13 protein-coding genes and 1 tRNA gene are annotated in these 17,886 nt (G+C 62.1%); 6 read left to right on the forward strand and 8 right to left on the reverse strand.

The window, feature by feature from the left end; all coding sequences use genetic code 11:
• Window positions 1–142 precede the first annotated feature (142 nt).
• From ACVI9W_RS21170 to ACVI9W_RS21180, 3 genes are all read right to left on the reverse strand, one after another.
• A complete protein-coding gene (locus ACVI9W_RS21170) occupies window positions 143–508 on the reverse strand; it encodes a glyoxalase superfamily protein (RefSeq protein ID WP_422421601.1) in 366 nt (121 codons plus the stop codon).
• 238 nt (window positions 509–746) lie between these two features.
• On the reverse strand, window positions 747–2,042 hold the full coding sequence (locus ACVI9W_RS21175) for a carbohydrate porin (protein WP_461531066.1): 1,296 nt from the start codon (window positions 2,040–2,042) through the stop codon (window positions 747–749).
• 83 nt (window positions 2,043–2,125) lie between these two features.
• Entirely contained in the window at window positions 2,126–4,543 is a 2,418-nt protein-coding gene (locus ACVI9W_RS21180; RefSeq protein ID WP_461531067.1) for a glucose/quinate/shikimate family membrane-bound PQQ-dependent dehydrogenase, read from the reverse strand.
• Window positions 4,544–4,816: 273 nt separating this feature from the next.
• Here ACVI9W_RS21180 and ACVI9W_RS21185 point away from each other — a divergent pair, with 273 nt between their 5' ends.
• Window positions 4,817–6,529, forward strand: a complete 1,713-nt coding sequence (locus ACVI9W_RS21185; RefSeq protein ID WP_461531068.1) for an amidase — start codon at window positions 4,817–4,819, stop codon at window positions 6,527–6,529.
• Between the two features lie 127 nt (window positions 6,530–6,656).
• On the opposite strand, the gene ACVI9W_RS21190 is transcribed toward ACVI9W_RS21185, so the two are convergent.
• Window positions 6,657–6,731 (reverse strand) — tRNA-Gln (locus ACVI9W_RS21190).
• 196 nt (window positions 6,732–6,927) lie between these two features.
• Here ACVI9W_RS21190 and ACVI9W_RS21195 point away from each other — a divergent pair.
• Window positions 6,928–7,308 (forward strand): RidA family protein, encoded by a 381-nt coding sequence (locus tag ACVI9W_RS21195; RefSeq protein ID WP_461531069.1) that lies wholly within the window; start codon window positions 6,928–6,930, stop codon window positions 7,306–7,308.
• 213 nt (window positions 7,309–7,521) lie between these two features.
• Window positions 7,522–9,516, forward strand: coding sequence for a peptidase U32 family protein (locus ACVI9W_RS21200; RefSeq protein ID WP_461531070.1), 1,995 nt, complete (start codon window positions 7,522–7,524; stop codon window positions 9,514–9,516).
• 38 nt (window positions 9,517–9,554) lie between these two features.
• Here ACVI9W_RS21200 and ACVI9W_RS21205 read toward each other — a convergent pair whose 3' ends face one another.
• Window positions 9,555–10,457 (reverse strand): LysR substrate-binding domain-containing protein, encoded by a 903-nt coding sequence (locus ACVI9W_RS21205; RefSeq protein ID WP_461531071.1) that lies wholly within the window; start codon window positions 10,455–10,457, stop codon window positions 9,555–9,557.
• Between the two features lie 152 nt (window positions 10,458–10,609).
• Here ACVI9W_RS21205 and ydiJ point away from each other — a divergent pair, with 152 nt between their 5' ends.
• Window positions 10,610–13,630: a D-2-hydroxyglutarate dehydrogenase YdiJ gene (gene ydiJ, locus ACVI9W_RS21210; RefSeq protein WP_461531072.1), complete on the forward strand. Its 3,021-nt coding sequence runs from the start codon at window positions 10,610–10,612 to the stop codon at window positions 13,628–13,630.
• Window positions 13,631–13,663: 33 nt separating this feature from the next.
• Here ydiJ and ACVI9W_RS21215 read toward each other — a convergent pair whose 3' ends face one another.
• The 3 genes from ACVI9W_RS21215 to ACVI9W_RS21225 all read right to left on the reverse strand — a co-directional run bounded on the left by ACVI9W_RS21215 (window position 13,664) and on the right by ACVI9W_RS21225 (window position 16,236).
• Window positions 13,664–14,851: a calcium:cation antiporter gene (locus ACVI9W_RS21215; protein ID WP_461531073.1), complete on the reverse strand. Its 1,188-nt coding sequence runs from the start codon at window positions 14,849–14,851 to the stop codon at window positions 13,664–13,666.
• A gap of 4 nt (window positions 14,852–14,855) precedes the next feature.
• Window positions 14,856–15,293, reverse strand: coding sequence for an NADH-quinone oxidoreductase subunit A (locus ACVI9W_RS21220; RefSeq protein WP_461531074.1), 438 nt, complete (start codon window positions 15,291–15,293; stop codon window positions 14,856–14,858).
• A gap of 271 nt (window positions 15,294–15,564) precedes the next feature.
• A complete protein-coding gene (locus ACVI9W_RS21225; RefSeq protein ID WP_461531075.1) occupies window positions 15,565–16,236 on the reverse strand; it encodes a class I SAM-dependent methyltransferase in 672 nt (223 codons plus the stop codon).
• Between the two features lie 144 nt (window positions 16,237–16,380).
• On the opposite strand from ACVI9W_RS21225, the gene ACVI9W_RS21230 reads away from it, so the two are divergent.
• Window positions 16,381–17,346 (forward strand): transporter substrate-binding domain-containing protein, encoded by a 966-nt coding sequence (locus tag ACVI9W_RS21230; RefSeq protein WP_461531076.1) that lies wholly within the window; start codon window positions 16,381–16,383, stop codon window positions 17,344–17,346.
• The gene (locus ACVI9W_RS21235; RefSeq protein WP_461531077.1) at window positions 17,343–17,876 is read left to right on the forward strand and encodes a transglycosylase SLT domain-containing protein; all 534 of its coding nucleotides are present in this window, start codon (window positions 17,343–17,345) and stop codon (window positions 17,874–17,876) included. Before ACVI9W_RS21230 ends, ACVI9W_RS21235 begins: the two co-directional genes overlap by 4 nt.
• Window positions 17,877–17,886: the final 10 nt, after the last annotated feature.

Genomic DNA, 17,886 nt, shown 5'->3' on the forward strand with positions numbered 1-17,886 from the left:
GCTGACCTCGATGCGTACCACGACTACCGCCTATAGCGGAGCGGGTACCAATGATTGACCTTTAGGCAGTAGGTAAAACAAGGCCCCGCCAGCAATGGACGGGGCCTTGTCTTTTCTGGGGGTTATGCACCGTGTTGCCAGCTCAGCCTTCGATCTGCTGACAGAAGCGCAGACGATTGCCGAACGGATCGGCGATCTCCATCTGCAGGCCCCAGCCGACCTGGATCGCTTCAGGACGGGAATAGCCGTAGCGCTTGTCTGTCAGCTCGTTCTGCAAGGCGACGATGTCCTCGACGCGGGCAAACACTGTCGAGCCGGGAGTGGCATCGCCATGATGTTCGCTCAGGTGCAGGATCAGCCCGTCGCGGCGCACCTGGGCATACAGGGGCAGTTCGGGCTCGAAACGGTGTTCCCAGTCCAGGGTGAAACCGAGAAAGTCCAGGTAGAACTCCTTGGCTTTTTCGACGCAGAAGATGCGCAGGACCGGGATGGCGGGGGCGAGCTGGATCGGTGATGGCATGGGCATTCCGCGCGGTGAGTGGGCCAGCCGGCAGTGTGACAGGCGCTCAAGTAGCCAGCAATTGCATGGCAAAGTTTTGCCACGGGCTATTGCCACCCTGTGGGAGCTGGCGAAGCCGGCGATCGACCGCGCAGCGGTCGCAAAAAACGGCTGCGGTCTGTTGTGGTCTGTACCGGCCCCTCGCCGGCTTCGCCAGCTCCCACAGAACGACCTGCGCTTTTTGCGCTCAGAACGTAGCCTTGACCTGCAAGCCCAGAACCAGCGCATTGTCGATCTGCTCACCGGAAAACGCCCCGGGTTCGATGATGTACTGCACGTCCGGGCGCAATGTCAGCCAGGGTGTGGCCTGGTAGCCGTAGCTGAGTTCGATCAGCTGTTCGGCGCTGTCCAGGTTCGGGAAGGCTTCGCCATTGGCCACGGCGGCGTCCTGCTGGACGTCGCGGCTGCGCGGGTTGGGTACGGCGCGCCCGTAACCCAAGGCAACGGTGTCGCGCGGTCGGCCTGCGAAGGGCTTGTACAGGACCATGCCGACGCCATACCAGGTGCTGAACGGCGATGCGGCGCTGCTTGCCGCCGAGTACTGGCCGAAGGCATGCAAGCTACGGCCCGTTGTGGCTTGCGAGTTCCATAGCGCCTGGTCGATCAGCAGGTAGTGACCCTCACGGCCGGCTACTTCGTTGTCGCTGCCGATGCGTTTGGCATCGGAACTGTCGTAGTAGTAGCCCAGTTTGTATTCCCCGGGCAGTTCACCCTGCAGTTTGTACACCAGCTCAACCGGCACTACGGTGCCGGTGCTGTGTTTGGGCCCCAGGTGCCAGGCGCGGCTGGGGTTACCGTTGCTCTCGGGGTCGACGTTGAAGGCGGCGACCCGCAGTTGCCAGGTCGAGGACAGGTCGTACTTCACCCGCACGCCGAGATGCGCGTTGGGGTAGTTGGTCCAGCCGCTGCCGCCCGACATGTTCAGCGGATGGCCGCAGAAACCGGCGTTCATGAAGTTGCAGAGGATGCCGCTGTCGAGGCCGCCGAGGTCGTTGCCCATGGCCATGTAGCCGAGCTTGAGGTTGAGTGCCGGGGTGAACAGGCTGCGCTCGTAGCTCAGTTCGGTCAGGCGGGTATAGAGGCCGCCGTAGTTTTCCTGGATTGGCAGACGGTTGCCGACCAGATCTTCCGAGGCACTGTTGCCGCGACGGTCGTTGACGGTCAGCTGGATCTTGTCGCCGTTTTCCAGGCCATACAGCTTGCCCAGATCGAACTGCACGCCAAGCTTGATGTTCTGCGAGTAGCGCGCTGAGCGGTGCAGGCCGCCAGCGGCGTTGTAGGCGGTCTCACCGCTGTAGTCGCCGGTGAACGTGACGCCTTGCTCGTTCAGTTGCTGACGCAGACCGCTCCAGTCGCCGGTAAGCGTGCTGCGGGTCAGAAGGTCTGAGTCATTCGCCAATGCGGGGAGGGTGGTGGTGCAGCACAGAGCGAGCAGCAGACCGGTGATCGGGCGGGGATGAAAAAAACGGAAAACGCGGGACATGCACAACCTATCTGACGGAAACGCGAGGGAAACAAAGGAAGGGGGCGCGGTGCCGGAGCACCGCGCCAATGCAGCGATGGCTGTTACGGCAGGGCGTAGGCCATGACGTAATCGCCACGATCAGTCGACTGGCGCGCGCCGCCAGCGGTGATGACGATGTACTGCTTGCCGGTTTTCGGCGACACATAGGTCATAGGGCCGCCCTGGCTGCCGACCGGCAGGCGGGCTTTCCAGACTTCCTCACCGTTGCCGCTATTGAAGGCGCGCAGGTAGAAGTCCTGGGTGCCGGCAATGAACACCAGGCCGCCCTGGGTCGACAGGGTGCCGCCGAGGGTTGGCAAACCGACCTTGATCGGCAGGTGCATGCGGATACCCAGCGGGCCGGTGTCTTCGACGGTGCCCACCGGCACCTGCCAGGCGACTTTTTGCGTCTTCATGTCGATGGCGGTCAGGGTGCCGAACGGTGGCGCCTGGCAGGGAATGCCGGCAACCGAGAGGAAGCGGTTCTTGTTCACCGCATACGGCGTGCCCTTGAGCGGCACGGCGCCCATGCCGGTGTTCAGCGCTTCACCGCCGGAGCTGGCCTGGCCACTGTTTTGCGATGGGATCATCTGGATCCACAGACCCAGGCGCATGTCGTTGACGAAGATAAAGCCATGCACCGGATCCGTGGAAATGCTGCCCCAGTTCATTCCACCCAGCGAGCCCGGGAAGCTCAGCGACAGATCCGTGCCGGGCGCCGTGTAGAGCCCGTCATAGCGCATTTTCTTGAAATCGATGCGGCACAGCAATTGGTCGAAGGGCGTGGCACCCCACATGTCCGACTCGGTCAGTTGTTGGGCGCCGATCTGCGGCATGCCCACCGATTTTGGCTGGGTCGGCGAGTAGGGCTCGTTGGGAATGTTGCCCGCTTTGACCGCGACTTCTTCGACCTGGGTCAGCGGTTTACCGGTGGCGCGGTCGAGGACGAAGATCTGCCCGGCCTTGGTGCCGATTACCAGTGCCGGAACAGACTGACCGTCGGCCTTGGTAAAGTCGATCAGGCTCGGCTGCATCGGCAGGTCGAAGTCCCAGAGGTCGTTGTGCACGGTCTGGTACACCCATTTCTCTTCACCGCTGCTGGCGTCCAGGGCCAACACTGAAGCGCCGTACTTGTGGTTCAGCTCAGTGCGCTCGACACCATAGATGTCGGTGGAAGAGCTGCCCATCGGCAGGAACAGGGTGTTCATCGCCGGATCATAGGACATCGGCGCCCAGCTGTTGGGGGTACTGCGCACGTAGGTGCTGTCGCCGCTCGGAGCGTTTCTGTCTTCGGGGTTGCCCGGGTCGAAGGCCCAGCGCATTTGCCCGCTGATAACGTCGAAACCGCGGATCACGCCGCCTGGCATATCGGTCTGGACGTTGTCGGCAATGCGCCCGCCGACGACCACGGTAGTGCCGGCCATCAGCGGTGCCGACGACAGTTGGTAGTAGCTGTCCGGGACGTTACCCAGGCCCGTCTTGAGATCGACCTGGCCGTTGTTGCCGAAGCCCTGGCAGAACTCACCGGTATCGGCGTCGACGGCGATCAGGCGGGCGTCGATGGTGTTGGTCAGCAGGCGGCGCTGGCAGTTGGCGCCGGCCGCTACGCTGGCGGCGATGATCGCCGAGGCGTTGGCCTGGGTCGGTTGTGCGATCGGCGCGCTGGCGTCGAAGTAGGCCATGCCGCGGCAACGCTGCCAGACCGCCGACTTGGCGTTGATTGCATTCTTCCACAGCTCTTTGCCGGTGTCGGCATCGAGGGCGATCAGGTTGTTGTGCGGGGTGCAGATGAACACCTTGTTGCCGATCTGCAACGGGGTCAGCTGGTCTTCGGCACCGTTGCCGTCGCTGAAGGCCACATCACCGGTGTGATAGGTCCAGGCCACCTTTAGCTGGTTGACGTTGTCGCGATTGATCTGGTCCAGCGCGGCGAAACGGCTACCGCCTTCGGTGTTGCCGTAGTGCGCCCAGTCTTTCTGAGCATTGGCCGGATCAACTGCGGTTACGCCAGGGCCATTGCCAGTGGGGGCAACGCTGGGGTGGGCGACGAACATGTTGCCAGCGGCAATGACCAGCGCTACGGCCAGCACGCCGGCCACACCATAGGCACTGCGGCCAGGGGTATTACCCGCAGCGCGGGCCAGCATCGGGTAGACCAGCGCCAGCGCCAGGCCGATGGCGCCGAACATGAACAGGCGCGAGAACAGCGGCCAGAACACCAGCCCGACATCCGCCAGCGCCCAGATCGCGGTGCCGACCAGGAACGCGGCGTACAGCCAGGCACCTGCCGGCTTGCGGCGCGCGACCAGCAGGCCGGAAATAGCCATCAGCAGACCGCCGATCAGGAAGTACCAGGAGCCACCCAGGCTGACCAGTTTCACGCCGCCAGCGGCCAGCGCCAGGCCGAGCAGGGCGATGATCAGCCCCAGGCCAACCAGGATGAATATTGAGGCGCCAGAGGTGCGCGGTGCGTGCTTCATACCGAAAAAACTCGAAGTGGGGGAGTGGCCGAATTATACCCTTAGCAAGCTAATTAACAAGTTAGTACATTTTAGACCATGGGATCATTGGCTGCTCTGTTGCTTTCAAGGCAGCGTCAGGGTTTCATGGTGGCCAATGCGCGGAATCGCGTAATGGCGTGCAACGAGACCCGATATGAAAACCCGTTTTGAGAGATGTGGTGTGCCTGTGCTCAGTATTCAGTGTGATGACAACCTTCATGGCGTCAACCTTCAGCCATCGGTGATAAACGCATGATCGAAGTGACCGAAGTTTCCATTGCCCAGCTGCGCGCGGCGCTCGAATCCGGCCAGACCACCGCGGTCGAGCTGGTTCAGGCCTATCTTGCCCGTATCGCTGCCTATGACGGTCCCGCTACGGCCACTGCACTTAATGCCGTGGTAGTGCGCAACCCCGAAGCACTCAAGGAGGCTGAGGCCTCTGATGCCCGCCGGGCCAGGGGCGAAACCCTCGGGCCGCTCGATGGCATCCCCTACACGGCCAAAGACAGCTACCTGGTCAAAGGCCTCACCGCTGCTTCCGGCAGCCCGGCGTTTGCCGACCTGGTCGCCTACCGCGATGCGTTCACCATCGAACGCCTGCGTGCTGCCGGCGCCATCTGCCTGGGCAAGACCAACATGCCGCCGATGGCCAATGGCGGCATGCAGCGTGGGGTGTATGGCCGGGCCGAGAGCCCGTACAACGCTCAATACCTCACCGCGCCGTTCGCCTCGGGCTCCTCCAATGGCGCAGGTACCGCCACGGCCGCGAGCTTCTCGGCATTCGGCCTGGCCGAAGAAACCTGGTCGAGCGGGCGTGGTCCTGCTTCGAACAACGGCCTGTGTGCTTACACCCCTTCGCGCGGGGTGATCTCGGTGCGCGGTAACTGGCCGCTGACGCCGACCATGGACGTGGTCGTGCCGTTTGCCCGGACCATGGCCGACTTGCTCGAAGTGCTCGACGTGGTGGTCGCCGAAGACCCCGACACCCGCGGCGATCTGTGGCGGATGCAACCCTGGGTGCCGATTCCGAGTGTCGGTTCGGTGCGTCCGGCTTCGTACCTGGAGCTGGCGGTCAACGACACGGCACTGGCAGGCAAGCGCCTGGGCATCCCGAAGATGTATATCAATGCCGATCCTGAGGCGGGCACCAGTGAAGCACCGGGTATCGGCGGTCCGACCGGTCAGCGTATCAACACCCGCCCGACGGTTATCGATCTCTGGGAACAGGCGCGTAAGGCCCTGGAAGCCGCAGGCGCGGAAGTGATCGAGGTGGATTTCCCGCTGGTTTCCAATTGCGAAGGCGATCGTCCAGGCGCGCCGACGGTGTTCAACCGTGGCCTGGTGTCCAAAGAGTTTCTCCACCATGAGTTGTGGGACCTGACCGCCTGGGCCTTCGATGATTTCCTCCAGGCCAACGGCGACCCGAAACTCAACCGTCTGGTCGATGTCGATGGTCCGAAGATCTTCCCTCACGACCCGGGCACGCTGCCAAACCGCGAAGGCGATCTTGCTGCAGGCATGGACGAGTACGTGCGCATGGCCGAGCGTGGCATCACCCCTTGGGATCAGATCAGCACTGTGCCTGACGGCCTGCGCGGGCTGGAGAAAACCCGCCGGATCGATCTGGAAGACTGGATGGATCGCCTCAAGCTCGATGCCGTGCTGTTTCCGACGGTCGCCGACGTTGCCCCGGCCAATTCCGATGTCGACCCGGTGTCGGCGGATATTGCCTGGAGCAACGGCGTCTGGGTGGCCAACGGCAACCTGGCGATTCGTCACCTGGGTGTGCCGACGGTCACCGTGCCGATGGGCGTGATGGCTGACATCGGCATGCCGGTCGGGCTGACCTTTGCCGGACGCGCCTATGACGATTCGTCGTTGCTGCGCCTGGCGTCGGCGTTCGAATCGACAGGGTCCAAGCGCCTGGTGCCGCCGCGCACGCCGCCATTGGTTGCTGGCAATTAAAGAGAGGGCGGGGTTGGCGCTATGCAGCGTCAATCCCGGTCTTGAATTGACCGTGCATTGTGCTTGGAAGTGTGCGCGTGGCTACGACAGAGATGTCGAGAGATGGGTTTGGATCAGAAGAAGAAAATGGCAGGGGCGGCTGGATTCGAACCAACGCATGGCAGGATCAAAACCTGCTGCCTTACCGCTTGGCGACGCCCCTGTAGCTGTTGCGACGAGTGTCTGGCACTCGTTTGAAGAGATAGCATTCGCTGCCGTTGCAGGAATGCGCGGAAATTTATCAACTTTTTTGCCGTCTGGGAAGAGCCAGAGCAAATAAATTGTTTTTAAAACAGCCGGTTACTGTTGTGCCCGGTCAGGCATCATAGTGTTTTATCCCATCCAGCAGGAAATCTTCCATGGCAAACCATGACATCACCTTCGTTCCCGACCCCGACCCGGAATCCATCTCCAGCGACGTAGCCGGTTTCGGCGGCATGCTGGTTTCCACCCAGATCCCGACCCGCGCCGATGGCAGCCTGGAGCTGGGCGATATCACCCTGCAGAGCGAATGTACCCTGCAAGCGCTGAAGGTTGCGCTGGAACGTGCTGGCAGCTCGATGGACCGGGTTCTGCACCTGACCATCTATCTCACCGACATGGCAGACCGCGCCGCCTTCAACGAGGTCTACCAGCGCTTCTTCGCCAAACCCTGGCCGGTGCGCGCCGCTGTCGGCGTGGCCTCGCTGGCGGTAGAAGGCATGCGTGTGGAAGTGACGGCGATGGCCGCCAAGGCCTAAAGCCGCCGCCGATCCTTGTAGGAGCGGGCCTTGCCCGCGATCGGCCGCGCAGCGGCCGTAATCCAGCCTGCTCGGTATCTGCATGCTGCACTGGCCTCATCGCCGGCTCCGCCAGCTCCCACAACGGCATGCAGCTCGGCAGCCAGCGGGTGCGAGTCACGCGTTTCGCGCTACAATGCGCGCCTTGACCGTGACAAGCCTGACTAAAAAAACATGTCCTTACCCAAGCATCACCTGGAACTGCTCAGCCCCGCCCGCGATGTGGCCATCGCCCGTGAGGCCATCCTGCATGGCGCCGACGCCGTGTACCTCGGTGGCCCAAGCTTCGGCGCCCGCCACAACGCCTGTAACGAGGTGAGCGATATCGCTCAGTTGGTGGAGTTCGCCCATCGTTACCACGCGCGGGTGTTCACCACCATCAACACCATCCTCCACGACAACGAGCTGGAACCGGCGCGCAAGCTGATCCACCAGCTGTACGATGCCGGTGTCGATGCGCTGATCGTCCAGGATCTGGGGGTGATGGAGCTGGATATTCCGCCGATCGAGCTGCACGCCAGCACCCAGACCGACATCCGCACCCTGGCGCGGGCGAAATTCCTCGATCAGGCCGGTTTCTCGCAACTGGTCCTCGCTCGCGAGCTGAACCTCAAGGAAATCCGCGCCATCGCCGACGAGACTGATGCGGCGATCGAGTTCTTCATTCACGGTGCGCTGTGTGTGGCCTTCTCCGGTCAGTGCAACATTTCCCACGCCCAGACCGGACGCAGCGCCAACCGCGGCGACTGCTCCCAGGCGTGCCGTCTGCCGTACACCTTGAAGGACGAAAAAGGCGGCGTGATCGCCTATGAAAAGCACCTGTTGTCGATGAAGGACAACAATCAGAGCGCCAACATCCGCGCCCTGGTCGAGGCCGGTGTGCGTTCGTTCAAGATCGAAGGCCGCTACAAGGACATGGGCTATGTGAAGAACATCACCGCCTATTACCGCCAGCGCCTGGACGACGTCCTCGAAGACCGCCCGGACCTGGCCCGCGCATCCAGCGGCCGCACCGCACACTTCTTCGTGCCTGATCCGGACAAGACTTTCCACCGCGGCAGCACCGACTACTTCGTCAGTGACCGCAAAATCGACATCGGCGCCTTCGACTCACCGACCTTCACCGGTTTAGAGGTGGGCGTGGTGGAGAAAGTCGGCAAGCGTGACATGCAAGTTGTCACCCATGAGCCGCTGTCCAACGGCGACGGCCTCAACGTGCTGGTCAAACGTGAAGTGGTGGGCTTTCGCGCCAACATCGCCGAGCCGAAGGGCGAGTTCGATGAAGATGGCGAAAAGCGCTACCGCTACCGCGTCGAGCCCAACGAAATGCCCAAGGGCATGTACCAGCTACGGCCCAACCATCCGCTAAGCCGCAACTTGGACCACAACTGGCAACAAGCCCTGCAGAAGACCTCCGCCGAGCGCCGCATTGGCCTGGCATGGGTTGCGCGTCTGCGTGAAGAGCGTCTGCAGTTGACCGCCACCAGCGAAGAGGGTGTCAGCGCCAGCGTTGTCCTCGACGGCCCGTTCGGTGTCGCCAACAAACCAGAACAGGCCCTGGAGCAACTGCACGACCTGCTCGGCCAACTGGGCACCACCGAGTACCACGCCACCGCCATCGAGCTGGATGCGCCACAGGCGTTTTTCATCCCCAACTCGCAGCTCAAGGCCTTGCGCCGCGAAGTGATCGAAGCGCTGACGGAGGCGCGTATCAAAGCGCACCCTCGCGGCGGGCGTAAAGCAGAAAGCAATCCGCCACCGGTGTACCCGGAATCGCACCTGTCGTTCCTGGCCAACGTCTACAACCAGAAGGCGCGCGACTTCTACCACCGTCACGGCGTCAAACTGATCGACGCGGCCTATGAGGCCCATGAAGAGAAGGGCGAAGTGCCGGTGATGATCACCAAGCACTGCCTGCGCTTCTCCTTCAACCTTTGCCCGAAACAGGCCAAGGGCGTCACCGGCGTACGTACCAAGGTTGCGCCGATGCAGCTGATTCACGGCGACGAGGTGCTGACCCTGAAGTTCGACTGCAAACCTTGCGAGATGCACGTTATCGGCAAGATGAAGGGGCACATCTTCGATCTGCCGCAGCCGGGCAGCCAGCAAGTGGTCGGCCATATCAGCCCCGAAGACCTGCTGAAAACCATCCCCCGCGCCCCGCACTGAGTGACTACGAGCGCGACGTTACGGCGTCGCGCTCGTCCTCAGCCGCGCAGCTCCATTCCCGCCTTGTCCAGCAGCCAGCTACGGAACGCCTCCAACGCTGGCAGCGCCTGATTGCGCGGCGGATACACCAGGTAGTAACTGCGTGCACTGGCAAAGGGCAGGGCAGGGCTGCTCAGCTCGCCGCTGGCCAGTTCGTCGCTGATCAGGATGCGTGGCACCAGGCCGATGCCGATGTCGGCGCGCACCGCCTGGATCAAATGCGAAGTCAATTCGAAACTCGGCCCCAGGCGCATGGCCTGGTGCGCCAGACCGTGGTGGGTGAACCATTCGCCCCAGGCATTGGCGTTGTTGGCGACGCTGAGCAGTACCTGCTGGCTGATGTCTTTCGGGCGCCAGCTGGGCCGGGTGGCCGCCAGGCTCGGTGACAGAATCAGCATCAGTTCTTCGGCGTGCAGGCGATGGCAGATCAGCCCCGGCAGTTCGCTGGTGGCGACCACGATGGCAGCGTCGATGCCACTGGTGGCGAAGTCCACCGGTTCGATCCGTGAATTGATATGCACCAGCACGTCCGGATGGCTGCGGTAGAACTCATGCAGGCGTGGTAACAACCATTTCGAACCGAAGGTCGGCAGGGTGGCCAGACGCAGGCTGCCGCCACCGGCCTGATGGGCGATGGCGTGCAGGGTGGCGCTGCGCACACGCCCCAGGGCCTCGCTGATTTCACGCTGGTACAAGCGTCCGACATCGGTGAGCTTGACCGTGCGGCCTTCGCGGCGGAACAACGTCACCCCCAACTGTTGCTCCAAAGCCTGGACCTGACGGCTGACGGCGCTCTGGGTCAGCGCCAGTTCCACCGCCGCGCGGGTATAGCTTTCATGGCGCGCCGCGGCTTCAAATGCCAGCAGCAAGGACATCGACGGGGTGAGATTGCGGTAATTCATTCGTAAAAGTCATCAAAGGCTGCGGGATTATCCGTTTGTGCCTGGCGCAAGGCTGCGGGATCATTGGCATCATCCACTACCTGGCGGTGTACTGACCATACCGTTTCAGCAAGTATTCTCGATTAGCCTGACATAAATGAGGCCATCCCCCGATGATCGCCCGACTGACCGGCACTGCACCGGCCACGCTGTACCCTGATTTTCTCGAAGCCCTGCGCGCTGCCGGTTTCCGCGGCCAGCTCAGTGCCGACTACGCTACGCGCACCGTGCTGGCGACCGACAACTCGATCTACCAGCGCCTGCCGCAGGCGGCGGTATTCCCCCAGGATGCCGAGGACGTTGCGCGCATTGCCGCGCTGATGGCCGAGCCGCGCTTCAATGCGGTCAAGCTGACCCCGCGCGGTGGCGGTACCGGTACCAACGGCCAGTCGCTGACCGACGGCATTGTTGTCGACCTGTCGCGGCACATGAATAGCATCCTCGAAATCAACGTCGAGGAGCGCTGGGTGCGGGTCCAGGCCGGTGTGGTCAAGGACCAGCTCAATGCCGCGCTCAAGCCGCACGGGTTGTTTTTCGCCCCGGAACTCTCCACCTCCAACCGCGCTACCGTCGGCGGCATGATCAACACCGATGCCAGTGGCCAGGGCAGCTGCACCTACGGTAAAACCCGTGATCACGTGCTGGAGCTGCACAGCGTGCTGCTCGGTGGCCAGCGCCTGCACACCCGGCCGCTGGACGACGCTGAACTGGAACAGGCCTGTGCCGAGCCTGGCCGCGCCGGCGAGGTGTACCGCACTGCCCGGCAGATCCAGGAAACCCAGGCCGAGCTGATCGAGCAGATTTTCCCCAAGCTCAACCGCTGCCTGACCGGTTACGACCTGGCGCACCTGCGCGACGAGCAGGGTCGCTTCAACCTCAACAGCGTCCTGTGCGGCGCCGAGGGCTCGCTGGGCTATGTGGTCGAAGCCAAGCTCAATGTGCTGCCGATCCCCAAGTACGCGGTACTGGTCAACGTCCGCTACACCAGCTTCATGGACGCCCTGCGCGACGCCAATGCACTGATGGCGCACAAGCCGCTGTCGATCGAGACCGTCGATTCCAAGGTGCTGATGCTGGCGATGAAAGACATCGTCTGGCACAGCGTCGCTGAGTACTTTCCCGCCGATGCCGAGCGTCCGACCCTGGGCATCAACCTGGTGGAATTCTGTGGTGATGATCCGGCCGAAGTGAATGCGCGGGTGCAGGCGTTTGTCGCCCACCTGCAGGCCGACCAGGGTGTCGAGCGCCTGGGTCACACCCTGGCCGAAGGCGCCGAGGCGGTGACGCGGGTCTACACCATGCGTAAACGCTCGGTGGGCCTGCTTGGCAACGTCGAGGGCGAAGTGCGTCCGCAGCCGTTCGTGGAAGATACGGCGGTGCCGCCGGAGCAACTGGCGGATTACATCGCCGAGTTCCGCGCCTTGCTCGACGGCTATGGCCTGGCCTACGGCATGTTCGGTCACGTCGATGCCGGTGTGCTCCATGTGCGCCCGGCGCTGGACATGAAAGACCCGGCCCAGGCGGCGTTGGTCAAGCCGATTTCCGATGCGGTGGCGGCGCTGACCCTGCGCTATGGCGGCCTGCTCTGGGGGGAGCACGGCAAGGGCCTGCGCTCGGAATACGTGCCGGAGTACTTCGGTGAACTGTACCCGTCGCTGCAAGCGCTCAAGGGTGCTTTCGATCCGCACAACCAGCTCAACCCCGGTAAAATCTGCACCCCGCCGGACAGTGCCCAGGGCCTGATCAAGGTCAACGAAGCGCCGCTGCGTGGCGACTTCGACCGGCAGATCGACGAGCGCGTGTGGCAAAGCTTCGGCAGCGCCGTGCACTGCAACGGCAACGGCGCCTGCTACAACTACGATCCCAACGACGCCATGTGCCCTTCGTGGAAAGCCACCCGCGAACGCCAGCACTCGCCCAAGGGCCGCGCCTCGCTGATCCGCGAGTGGTTGCGTTTGCAGGGCGCCGCCAACATCGATGTGCTGGCCACCGCCCAGGGCAAGCTGAACTGGCTCAAAGGCCTGCCGGCACGTCTGCGCAACAATCTTTCGCGTAGCAATGGCGAGGCGGACTTCTCCCATGAAGTCTACGATGCCATGGCCGGTTGCCTGGCCTGCAAATCCTGCGCAGGCCAGTGCCCGATCAAGGTCAACGTGCCGGAATTCCGCTCGCGCTTCCTGGAGCTGTACCACGGGCGCTACCAGCGGCCACTGCGTGACTATCTGATTGGCTCGCTGGAGTTCAGCATCCCTTACCTGGCCCATGCGCCTGGGCTGTACAACGCGGTGATGGGTTCGAAGTGGGTCAGCAACCTGCTGGAGCGGCATGTCGGCATGCTCGACAGCCCGCTGATCAGCCGTTACAACCTGCAGGCCACCCTGACCCGTTGCAACGTGCGCATGGCCAGCATCCCGGCCCTGCGCGAACTGACCCCGGCCCAGCGCGAACGCAGCATTGTCCTGGTCCAGGATGCCTTTACCCGCTATTTCGAAACGCCGGTGCTGGCAGCGTTCATTGATCTGGCTTACCGCCTCGGTCACCGCATCTACCTGGCGCCCTACAGCGCCAACGGCAAGCCGCTGCACGTCCAGGGTTTCCTCGGTGCCTTCAACAAGGCGGCCATCCGCAACGCGCGTCAGCTCAGTGCCCTGGCCGACTGCGGTGTGCCGCTGGTGGGCCTGGACCCGGCCATGACCCTGGTCTACCGCCAGGAGTACCAGAAGGTGCCGGGCCTGGGCGATTGCCCGAAAGTGTTGCTGCCACAGGAGTGGCTGATGGATGTGCTGCCCGAGCAGCCGACCCGGGCAACCACCACCTACCGCCTGATGGCGCACTGCACCGAGAAGACCAACGTCCCGGCCAGTACCCGCCAGTGGGAGCAGGTGTTCGCCCGCTTGGGCCTGAAGCTGTCCACCGAGGCCACCGGCTGCTGCGGCATGTCTGGCACCTACGGCCACGAAGCGCGCAACCAGGAAACCTCGAAGGTCATCTTCGAGCAATCCTGGGCGGGCAAACTGGACAAGGAGGGTGAAGCGCTGGCCACCGGATACTCATGCCGTAGTCAGGTCAAGCGCCAGGCGGATCGCACCTTGCGCCATCCGCTGGAGGTGCTGTTGCAGCAGCTCAGCCGCTGAAACAGCGGGGCCTCAAGCAGATTGGCGGAGCGGTCAAGGGTAAAAGAGCACCAGCCCGAACACTGCGAATACCACCAGATGCATGAGGCCCTGGATCGGTGAGGTTTTCTGGCTGTTGAAGCTCAGCATGGTCAGCACCACGGTGACGACGAAGAGCAGGATTTCGGTATTGGAAATTCCCATCACCACCTGCTTGTTGGTGACCATGCCGATCACCAGCACAGCCGGCACCGTGAGGCCGACGGTCGAAACGAATGCCCCCAGGCACAGGTTGATCGCGCGTTGCATTTCGTTGTTGATCGCCGCCTTGACCGCGGTAATCGACTCGGGGGTGAAGACAATGATCGCAATCAGCACACCGCCCACCGCGGTCGGTGCGCCGACTGCCTCGATGCCGTAGTCGGTCACCACCGCCAGGTAATGCGCCAGCAATACGATCGGCAGTATCAAACCGAGCAGCACCAGTGAACGTACCAGGATCTCTTTGCTATCGAGCGGCGTCTGCTCGCTGCTGGCGGGTGCATCGCTACGCGCTTCAGGCTGGGCGATGCTCATCTGGCCGGCTGGCGGCTGCATGAAGAAGCGTCGGTGGCTGCGCATCTGCATCCACAGGAACGCTGCGTACAGCACAAGGGTCAGCGCAGAGATGCCAACCGCCTGGGTGATGCTGAACTCGCCCGTGCTGGAGGTGTAGTTGGGGAGTATCAAGGCAACTGCGGTGAGCAGCACGATCATCGAAATGTACGCGTTGGCACCCTGGATATTGAACGCCTGCTCGCCATTGCGCACAGCGCCGGCGATCAGGCAGATACCGATGACCAGGTTCATGATGATCATCATCACGGCAAATATCGAGTCTCTGCCAATGGTCGGGAAATCACCTGGTCCCAGCAGGACCGAGGCGATAAGTATCACTTCGATCGACACGATCGACAGCGTCAGAATCAGTGTGCCGTAGGGTTCGCCAAGCTGTTGCGCCAGGTGGTCGGCTTCGTGCACCACACCGAAAGACGCCATCAGGATGGTAAAGAACAGCAGCAGAAACACCCAGGTCGAGGTCAATGAGTTCAAGGTGCTGCCAAGCAGCTCTGCGCCTACCAGCATGAACAGGCCTACCACCAGCCAGGCGCCGGCAAGCCTCATCCAGGTCGAAAGGGCAATTAGTGGAGGTTTTTTGATAGCGTCGCTCAACAGGACGTCTTGGCTTGGTGCGGTGTTCATGTTGTCAGTCTCCCCGTGAACACGATGGATGTTTTTCGTCTACGGCGTTCACCTGGCGCTTTTTCGCAACGCCGCCATTGAGGGCGCCCATCGAGCCTTCATAGACCAGCCCGAGCAACAGGATGGCGGCGAAGATAAAGGCCCCGATGAACCCGGCCCAGCCGGTTTCCCTGACCGACACGGCGTAGGCAAACAGGAACAGTGCCTCGGCCTCGAAGATCACGAAGAGAATCGCAACCAGATAGAATTTTGCCGATAGCCGTAGGCGGGCATCACCCACGGGCAGCATGCCCGACTCGAAAGGTTGGTTCTTGCTCCGCCCCCAGGCCTTGCCGCCGAGAAATCTGGAGACTCCCAGCATCAGCAGGCAAAGGGTGACAACGCCGAGCAGAAAGACGCCGAACGCCCAGTTGTGCGAGATAGTGGCTGCAGTGTCTGTCATTGTTCAGTCCCGGTATGAATTTCCAGAGGGGAACTGGCTAACCACAGGCGCACGGCGCTGACGGGCAGTGTTGAATACGCTGCGCGCGCGAAAAGAGAAGGGGGAGAGATGGAGGGTGCTGATAAATCGGTCACAGCCTGCTTCCTTGGAAGTGCAGGGCCGTCCCCGATCGGTATTCGAGCCTGAGGTCGTCCTCAGGTGAGCGTGTCATGTAGCGGGTGAGACTGTACTGATTTTTGCCGCCGATGCCAACGCTCGTGTCCGTTTACCTTCAGTCGCGCCGCTCGGCCACCAGCAGCAGCGACTGCGGCACAAGGCTTTGCGGGTGTTGCGGCTCCTGCAGGCCGACCAGGCGAAAACCGGCCATGTCCAGCGCATTGAACCAACTGGACAAGGTGCGCATGTACCACGGCATGGGTTGCCATTGTCCCTGGAAGTCGGCAAAGGTCTCCACGCGCCAACCATCCTGATAGTCGCCCGCCGCCGCAGTCCAGGGGTGAAGGGTCTGGATCAGCAACGCACCGCCAGGGACGAGCAGGGCGTTCATCGCCGCGAGCAGCGGGATGATGTCCTGGTGCAGCAGGGCGAAGTTGGCGCAGATCAGGTCGTAATCGCTACCGATGTTTACCTGGGCCTCCACCAACGCGTCGTAGTTGGCTTGATGCACCGGCGAACTGCCTGCTGCCCGCGCTGCTTCGACCAGGGTTGCGTCGCCATCCACCCCGACCGCCTTGATGCCCCGTTCGGCCAGGGCACGCAGCAGCCAGCCCTCACCACAGCCGAGGTCGAGCACATGTTCGGGCTGGCGGCCCAGCACGGCCAGGAGGATGGCCTGGTCGGTGACTTTCAGGCGGCTTTCGATGGCGCCGCTACGGATCGCTTCGATCCAGGCGCGGGCGTTGTGGTGCCAGCTTTGCAGGAGGGTGGATTCGTGGCTGCTCATTTGCGTGTCCGCGGTTGGGGGCTGCAGAGAAGGATAGGGCATGCAGGCACTGCGCGGTGTTCGGCTCGCGCCGGCTGGTAGCTGCCTATACTTATGAATGGCCGGATGACAGGTCGGAGCAACGCTGTATCTGACAGGTGGTGTATGAACCACATCATTGCGGGTTTCAACCGCTGCTTGCTCACCATTGTGCTGGCCTGGACATGCCTGGCAACGGCCCAGACCGTACCGGACCTGCCCAGTGTCGAACTCACCCCGGCCGAAGAAGCCGAAGTGCAAAGCCTGGTGTTGCCGGTGCCAGCGAGTCGGACCAAAGATTTTGATGACATGCGCGAGCGGCGCCTGATACGCATTCTGGTGCCCTACAGCCGGACTTTTTTCGAGATCAGCCGTGGCCGTGAACAGGGTATCAGTTACGAGTTCGGCAAGGCCCTGCAGGCCTGGCTCGACAAGGCCTACCCGGACAAGAACAAGTCACTGAAATGGCGGGTGATGTTCATCCCGGTCACGCGCAGCGAGCTGATGCCCAAGCTGATCGAGGGTGTCGGTGACATTGCCGCCGGTGGGCTGACGGTCACCGAGGGGCGTTTGAAAACTGTCGACTTTGCCGACCCCTTTGCCACGGGCATACACGAAGCGCTGATCACCGCGCCTGGCAGCAAGGCGTTTACCAAGCTTGAGGACCTCAGCGGTGAAGAGGTTACGGTGCGCAAGTCCAGCAGTTACTACGAGCATTTGCTGGCGCTCAACGAATCGTTCAAGCAAAAGGGACTGCCGCCGGTCGATGTAAAACAGGCTGACGAAAACCTGCAAACCGAAGACCTGCTGGAAATGGTCAATGCCGGTTTGCTCAAGGCTACCGTGGTCGACCGCTATATCGCCAAAGCCTGGAGTCCGCTGTACACCGATATGAACATCCATGACGAGTTTTACCTTCATTCCAATGCTGCGTTCGCCTGGGCTGTTCGCAAGAACAATCCGCTGCTCAAACAGACCCTGGCCGGTTTTGTCAAAACCCACAAAGTCGGCAGCGCATTCGGCAATACCTTGAGGAACAAGTACGTCAATAACAGCAAGCGCGTACTCACGCGACCTCAGAAGAGGAGATGAAGAAGTTCAAGGAACTGGTGGTTATTTTTGAAAAACATGCGGACAAGTACGGGTTCGACCACCTGATGCTGATGGCCCAGGGCTTTCAGGAATCGCAACTCGACCAAGCGGCCCGCAGCCATCGCGGCGCGGTGGGGGTGATGCAACTGTTGCCTACCACCGCCGCCGACCCGACCGTCGGCATTGAAGGCATCGACAAAAGTGCTGACCGCAACATCGAAGCGGGTACCAAGTACATGCGCCTGCTGGCTGACAAATACCTGAACGATCCGGCCTTGAGTCCGACCGACAAGACCCTGATGACCTTTGCTGCGTATAACGCCGGCCCCGGCAACTTGCGCAAATTTCGCGCCCTGGCGCAGAAGTCCGGGCTGAACCAGAACATCTGGTTTGAAAACGTCGAATATGCCACGGCGCAAATAGTCGGACGCGAAACCGTGGATTATGTCGGCAATATTTATAAGTACTACGTGGCTTACAAGCTTGTGGAAGAGAAGAACAAGGCTGCTGCCAGCAAAGCGGCTCCTTGATGGGTAGCTG

The organism is Pseudomonas sp. 210_17 TE3656 (assembly GCF_054821965.1).